At 69.9% G+C, this 7,392-nt stretch carries 4 protein-coding genes; 2 read left to right on the plus strand and 2 right to left on the minus strand.

Annotation, left to right across the window (positions count from 1 at the left end):
* Window positions 1–1,204: 1,204 nt before the first annotated feature.
* Both ACFP1K_RS40625 and ACFP1K_RS40630 read left to right on the plus strand, forming a co-directional pair.
* Window positions 1,205–1,600: a hypothetical protein gene (locus tag ACFP1K_RS40625; RefSeq protein ID WP_380763851.1), complete on the plus strand. Its 396-nt coding sequence runs from the start codon at window positions 1,205–1,207 to the stop codon at window positions 1,598–1,600.
* 263 nt (window positions 1,601–1,863) lie between these two features.
* Window positions 1,864–2,751, plus strand: coding sequence for an A/G-specific adenine glycosylase (locus ACFP1K_RS40630; RefSeq protein ID WP_380763853.1), 888 nt, complete (start codon window positions 1,864–1,866; stop codon window positions 2,749–2,751).
* A gap of 1,705 nt (window positions 2,752–4,456) precedes the next feature.
* Here the strand turns inward: ACFP1K_RS40630 and ACFP1K_RS40635 are convergent.
* On the minus strand, window positions 4,457–5,395 hold the full coding sequence (locus tag ACFP1K_RS40635; protein ID WP_380763855.1) for a TIM barrel protein: 939 nt from the start codon (window positions 5,393–5,395) through the stop codon (window positions 4,457–4,459).
* 351 nt (window positions 5,396–5,746) lie between these two features.
* Window positions 5,747–7,392 (minus strand): ATP-dependent Clp protease ATP-binding subunit (locus ACFP1K_RS40640; RefSeq protein ID WP_380763857.1); only part of this gene is annotated, 1,646 nt, incomplete at its 5' end.

Genomic DNA, 7,392 nt, shown 5'->3' on the forward strand with positions numbered 1-7,392 from the left:
AGCCCCCCCGACGCACTACTACAGGCCCACGCGACCACGGCGGCCACCACCAGCACCCCGATCAGCACAGCCACCCGCCGGCGCCAGTAGACCTCAGGCCCCTCAATCCCGACGTCACCACGGAACGTGTCCGGATCCATACTCATAGTATGGAGAGAACTGCCCAACGAGAGGGTGTCGACCCGCCGATCCAGGAAACCCCCACCTCGCGATCCCCCCCGCTCAAGCCGACCACCCCAACAACAAGCTCCAAAGCCCCGACCTCAGCCCGATAAACCGCCCCACCCGAACCCGTGACCGACCGGAACAGCCGTGATCTCGGCGCTGAACACGGAGTCGTTCTACGACGAAGCCGACGCCGCCAAACGGCGAGAAACCCGCCATGGTTCGCCAGGAACAGCCAACGTCAAGGAACTAACGACCCCAACCCCTTCTCCGGCCGACGTGGACGGCCCCACCCGTTGTCAATCCCCACCATGTCGACCACAGCCCACCCAATTCCGGGGATATCCACCACCACACGCGGACGTCACCCCGCGAGCGCGAGCGCGGGCAAGTCCGCACAACTCGGGCACCCCCGCCACGGCCGCACAGTTCGGGCGCCCCGCCACGGCCGCACAGTTCGGGCGCCCCGCCAATGCCGCACAGTTCGGGCGCCCCGCCAATGCCGTACGGTCCGGGCGCCCCCGCCGTACAGTTCGGGCGCACGACCGGTTCGTCCAAGCGGTTCTCTTCTCCGGCGCCGCGACGGCGAGAGGCGGTACGGCGAAATCGGCGCCGCCGTACAGCGAGAAACCCACCATGGGTCACCAGGAACAGCCGACGTCAAGAGATCAACAATCTCAAGCCCTTCTCCGGCCGGGGTGGATGGCCCCACCCGTTGTCGATCACCACCATGTCGACCACAGCCCACCCGATTCCGGGGATATCCAGCACCACACGCGGACGTCACAGCGCGAGCATGTGTGCGAGCCGCACAACTCAGGCGCCCCACCCCGGCTGCACAACTCGGGCGCACGACCGGTTCGTCCAGGCGGTTCTCTTCTCCGGCGCCGCGACGGCGAGAGGCGGTACGGCGAAAACGGCGCCGCCGTACGGCGAGAAACCCACCATGGGTCACCAGGAACAGCCACATCAAGAGATCAACAACATCAAACCCTTCTCCGGCCGGGGTGGACGGCCCCACCCGTTGTCGATCACCACCATGTCGACCACAGCCCACCCGATTCCGGGGATATCCAGCACCACACGCGGACGTCACCCGCGAGCGCGGGCGTGGGCGCGCACGGGCACGAGGGCGGGCGCGGGCACGAGCACAAGCACAAGCACGGACACGGACACGGACACGGACACGGACACGGACACGGACACGGACACGGACACGGACACGGACACGGACACGAGCACGGACACGGACACGGACACGAGCACGGACACGGACACGGACACGGACACGAGCACGGACACGGACACGGACACGAGGGTGGACACGAGGGTGGACACGAGGGTGGACACGAGGGTGGACACGAGGGTGGACACGAGGGTGGACACGAGGGTGGACACGAGGGTGGACACGAGGGTGGGCACGAGCAGAGAATGAGAATGAGCGCGGGCACGAGCCGCCCAAGTCGGGCGCCCTGCCACGGCGCATAGCGCGGGCGCACGACCGGTTCGTCCAGGTGGTTCTCTTCTCTGGCGCCGCGACGGCGAGACGCGGTTCGGCTAAAACGGCGCCGTCGTACGGCGGCTCACCCAACTCGCAGGGGTTCCATTCGCTTCTGTGAGCGGGTCACCCCCGTGCGGGAGGGAGTATGGCGGCCGATGCGGTGAACAGGCGGTCGTGCGGCTACTAGGCTCTTCGGCATGGCTGGCGGGCTGCGTGAGGCGATCGTCGATTGGTATGGGGTGGCTGCTCGGGATCTGCCGTGGCGGCGGGTGGGGGCCGGGGCGTGGGGGATTCTGGTTAGCGAGATCATGCTTCAGCAGACGCCGGTGGCGCGGGTGCTGCCCGTCTGGGAGGAGTGGATGGAGCGCTGGCCGACGCCGGCGGCGCTGGCCGGGGAGCCGCCTGGGGAGGCGGTGCGGCACTGGGGGCGGCTCGGGTATCCGCGGCGTGCGCTCAACCTCCATGCTTGCGCGAGGGTCATCACGGACGACCACGGAGGGCGGGTGCCGTCCACGTACGCCGAGTTGCGGGAGCTGCCGGGGATCGGGGACTACACGGCGGCGGCGGTCGCCAGTTTCGCGTACGGGCAGAGCCATGCCGTGCTGGACACCAATGTGCGGCGCGTGCTGGCCCGGGCCGTGCGAGGGGAGGAGTTCCCCTCGAAGACCCCCACTGCGGCCGAGCGCACGCTGGCCGAGTCCCTGGTCCCGGCGCTGGACGCCCCCCGCTGGGCGGTGGCGGTGATGGAACTGGGCGCCCTGGTCTGCACCGCCCGTGCCCCGCGCTGCGCCCTCTGCCCGGTCGCCGACCAGTGCGCCTGGCGCCTGGCCGGACGCCCCGCCTACGACGGCCCCGCCCGCCGCGGCCAGACCTACGCCGGCACCGACCGGCAATGCCGGGGCCGCCTGCTGGCAGTGCTCCGTGAAGCTCACGGCCCCGTCCCCAAGGCCGCCCTGGACGCCACCTGGTCCGACCCCCTCCAACGCGAGCGCGCCCTGGACGGCCTCATCACCGACGGCCTCGCCGAACCCCTCCCCGACGGCACCTACCGCCTCCCCGGCACCACCACCGGTTCCCCCTCGTAAGCCGACACCAACCTCCTGCCGGCAGTGCTCCGCGAGGCTCACGGCCCCGTCCCCCAGGCCGCCCTGAACGCCACCTGGTCCGACCTCGTCCAACGCGCGCGCGCCCTGGACGGCCTCCCCCCGTAAGCCGACACCAACGTCACCACACCACGTCCCACCGCGCCGACGCCGAAGAGAAGGTTTATGGGGGAGCGCCGGGACGAATCGGGCACCGTCCGGCGGCCCCGATCCGTCAGACCGGTTCCTGCCTGCTGGCCTGGTCTACGCCCCGCCATACCTCCCGATCCGCGTACCCCGCCCTGCACCTTCGACCCGCACCTCCGCCCCGCCACCCCCGCCCCGCGTACGCCCCGCCCTGTACGCCCCAGGTTCTCGTCGCCTTCAACGTTCTGCGCATCGGCGCCCTTGTACGGCGGAAACCAGCACAGCCACGGGCCACAATGCACGGCATGGAACCCTTAACCGGGCCGGGGGGATTGTCCACGTCGTCGTGTCCCAAGCTTGGCCATCATCGCCCACCCAACTCCGATGGTGACGTCTACTGAGCTGGTTGAATTGTGGGATCTTGATGACGGTGCGCAAGGTCCGACCACCATGTACCGGGACATCTCGGATCTTCAGTTCGGGTACTGGTACCAACAAGGTTGATCGGCCAAGAAATCACACTGCTCTGCGGGAAGGGACCCCCGGAGGCCGTTCCGAACCCCGCCACGACCACCCACCACAAATCTCACCGGGAACGCGGCACGGCGGGGGCCTGGGCCGCGACGTGTCGCGGTTGAGCACGATGAGCCCGGCAGGCCCCGGGGGCGCGGGGGTGCCCCCCGCATGAACACAGCCCCTGCGCCTCCCGCGCGAAGCGCGCCCCCGCAAGGACCATTTCACCGGCACCGCACACGCCCGGGGTTGACCGCCGTACGGCGGCGCCGACACCGCCGTACGACGACGGTGACGTCCCCTGAAGTGGTGTAACTCCTGGGGATCTTCGTGAAGGGTGTCGATGGCCCACCACCTGGCACCGAGGGCGGCGCGTTCATGATCACAGCCACGGAAATCACACCACCTGGCGGGACGTCACCACGACGACCCATCGTCGCGGCGCCGATTCGGGCGAACCCATGGACAGCGGGAGTCATGGCCGACGCGGCAGGAGGGACGGCTGGCACCGCGGGAGGGACGGCTGGCGCGGCGGGGGGGGACGGCTGGCGCGGCGGGGGGGACGGCTGGCGCGGCCGGGGGATGGGCCGCGACGTGTCGCGGTGGAGCACGATGAGCCCGGCAGGACCCGGGGGCGCGGGGGTGCCCCCCGCATGAACACAGCCCTTGCGCCTCCCGCGCGAAGCGCGGCCCCCTTGCAAGGACCATTTCACTGGCGCCGCACACGCCCGGGGTTGACCGCCGTACGGCGGCGCCGACACCGCCGTACAACGACCCGCCGTCGCGGCGCCGATTCGGGCGAACCTATGGACAGCGGGAGTCGTGGCCGGCGCGGCGGGACGGCTGGCGCGGCGGGAGGGACGGCTGGTACGGCGGGAGGAATGGCCGGCACGGCGGGAGGAATGGCCGGCACGGCGGGAGGAATGGCCGGCACGGCGCGAGGGACGGCACGGCGCGAGGGACGGCTGGCATGGCGGGAGGAATGGCCGGCGCGGCGGGTGAGAGCCGGCGGCGACGCGCCGTGTGCGGGGTGGGAGGGGGAGGGGGGTTAGGCGGCTAGTTTTAGGCCTAGGGCGGTTAGGTTTTTTCGGGTCCAGTCGAGGTCGGCGGCCAGGGTGGCTACCAGGGCGGCGGGGCCCTTGTTTTTGGCGGGGGACGTTAGGCCGTGGGTTTCTACTTCTATGTGGGCGCCGCCGGGGGTGGGGGAGGAGAGGATGGCGGCCAGGGTGTTTTCGAGGATGGAGACGGTGGCGGGGGCCTCGCCGCTGTGGGTGTGGACGTGGCCTAGTTTGACTACGGCGGCGGCTGCCGCGCCCTGCAGGGCGGCGGCGGGCTCGGTCATGCCGCAGGTGAGGTTGCAGGCGTCGAGGCTTACGCCGAGGTATTCGGAGTCGATGCCGCAGACGCGTTCCACGGCCTGCTCGGTGGTCTCCAGGACGCAGCCGGGCCAGGGCTGGAAGCCTACGCGGATGGTCTTGCCGGTGACGCTGTGCAGGCCGCGGAGCTCGCGGGACAGGCGGTCCAGGCGGCGGGACGCGATGGAGTGCAGGTCGGCGGGCCAGTCGCGGCGCCAGCCGATGGGGATGGTGGTGATGCTGCCGAAGCGCACGTCGTCGGGCAGCAGGTAGGCGAGGATCTTCGCCAGGGCCATCGTGTAGCGGTATCGCTCGGGCTTGGCCCAGTCGGGGCCGGGAGAGTCCTGGCCCATGCCGCGACCGCCCGCGCCGTTGAGGCTGACGACCTCCAGGCCGCGTTCCTCCAGCGAGCGGCGCAGGCGCACCAGCTCGATGCGGTCGGCGGTGAGGTGGTCGGCTACGGCGGGTGCGAGCCAGAGCCCGATGCCGAGGCGCGACACCCCGAGCCGCCTGCGCACAGGCACCGCGTAGCGGGTCAGGTGGGCGATCAGGTTCTCCAGGTCCTCCGCGGGGTGGACGCCCGCGTTGTAGGACAGGTGAACGAGCGTGCCGTCCTCGTGACACAGGCGCATCCGGTGCCTCCCAGGCGTACTGCGCGTTGTTGCGGCCTCAGCGCCACACGCGACAAGGCCCCCTGCGACGGCGGCCCCCACTGACGGGATCCGGCCGGGCCTGAGTCTGCCCGGCACACACCCCTCCCCGCGTCCGCCCGGCAGCGGATCGTCCGCTACGCCGGCGGGAGGACCCCCGCGAATCCCCACCTGGTGAACCCCGGTGACCGGCCTGCTCGAAACTCGGCCCGATTCGCTCTACAGAGTGTAGTACTACCTGCCGTGGTGTCATAGCGAATCACACCAAAACGATCTCACCAAATACGAAAGACCCCCCGTGAGACTTCTCACGGGGGGTCTTCGTGTCGCTGGCTACGCCGGGCGGCGGTCCGCCGGCGCGGAGGCGGCACCGGCCCGGCTGCTCGCCGGCTCCCGGATGCCTTCGGCCGAGTCGGGGATCTCGGGCTGCGCCCGCTGCTCGCCGGTGAAGACGAACGTGGCGTTGTCGCCCTCGCCCTCGATGGTCACCTTGACGACCTGGCCGGGGCGCAGGTCACCGTAAAGGATCTTCTCCGAGAGGGAGTCCTCGAGCTCGCGCTGGATGGTGCGGCGCAGCGGCCGCGCGCCGAGCACGGGGTCGTACCCGCGCTCCGCCAGCAGTTGCTTGGCGTCCGAGGTCAGCTCCAGGCCCATGTCGCGGTCCTTCAGGCGAGAATCCACCTGGGCCAGCATCAGGTCGACGATCTTGATGATCTCGGACGGCGTGAGCTGGTGGAAGACCACGGTGTCGTCGACGCGGTTGAGGAACTCGGGCCGGAAGTGCTGCTTGAGCTCTTCCTGGACCTTGGACTTCATCCGGTCGTAGTTGCCTTCGACGTCGTTGGACTTGGCGAACCCGACCCCGATGCCCTTGGAGATGTCCCGGGTGCCGAGGTTGGTCGTCATGATGATGACGGTGTTCTTGAAGTCGACGACCCGGCCCTGGGCGTCGGTCAACCGGCCGTCCTCCAGGATCTGGAGCAGCGAGTTGAAGATGTCCGGGTGGGCCTTCTCGATCTCGTCGAACAGGACGACGGAGAACGGCTTACGGCGGACCTTCTCGGTGAGCTGGCCGCCCTCCTCGTACCCGACGTAGCCGGGCGGGGAGCCGAACAGCCGCGAGACGGTGTGCTTCTCCATGAACTCGGACATGTCCAGCATGATCAGCGCGTCCTCGTCCCCGAACAGGAACTCGGCCAGCGCCTTGGACAGCTCGGTCTTGCCGACACCCGACGGCCCGGCGAAGATGAACGACCCACCCGGACGCCGCGGGTCCTTCAACCCCGCCCGGGTACGCCGGATCGCCCGCGACAGACCCTTGATCGCGTCGTCCTGACCGATGATCCGCTTGTGCAGCTCGTCCTCCATGCGAAGAAGCCGCTGCGACTCCTCCTCGGTGAGCTTGAAGACCGGGATGCCGGTCGCCGTCGCCAGCACCTCGGCGATGAGCTCCTCGGTGACCTCGGCCACGACGTCCATGTCGCCGGCCTTCCACTCCTTCTCGCGCCGGTCGCGCTTGAGCTGGAGCTGCTTCTCCTGGTCACGGAGGGCGGCGGCCTTCTCGAAGTCCTGCGCGTCGATCGCGGACTCCTTGTCCCGGCGCACCTGGGCGATCTTCTCGTCGAACTCGCGCAGGTCCGGCGGGGCGGTCATGCGGCGGATGCGCATACGCGAGCCGGCCTCGTCGATGAGGTCGATCGCCTTGTCCGGCAGGAACCGGTCGCTGATGTACCGGTCGGCCAGCTGCGCCGCCGCGACCAGGGCCGCGTCGGTGATCGTCACACGGTGGTGGGCCTCGTAGCGGTCCCGCAGGCCCTTGAGGATCTCGATCGTGTGGCTCAGGCTGGGCTCGGCGACCTGGATGGGCTGGAACCGGCGCTCAAGCGCGGCGTCCTTCTCCAGGTGCTTGCGGTACTCGTCCAGCGTGGTCGCACCGATGGTCTGCAGCTCGCCGCGCGCCAGCATCGGCTTCAGGATGC

The sequence above is a fragment of the Sphaerisporangium aureirubrum genome (assembly GCF_042658925.1).
GTDB classification, from domain to species: Bacteria; Actinomycetota; Actinomycetes; order Streptosporangiales; family Streptosporangiaceae; genus Sphaerisporangium; species Sphaerisporangium aureirubrum.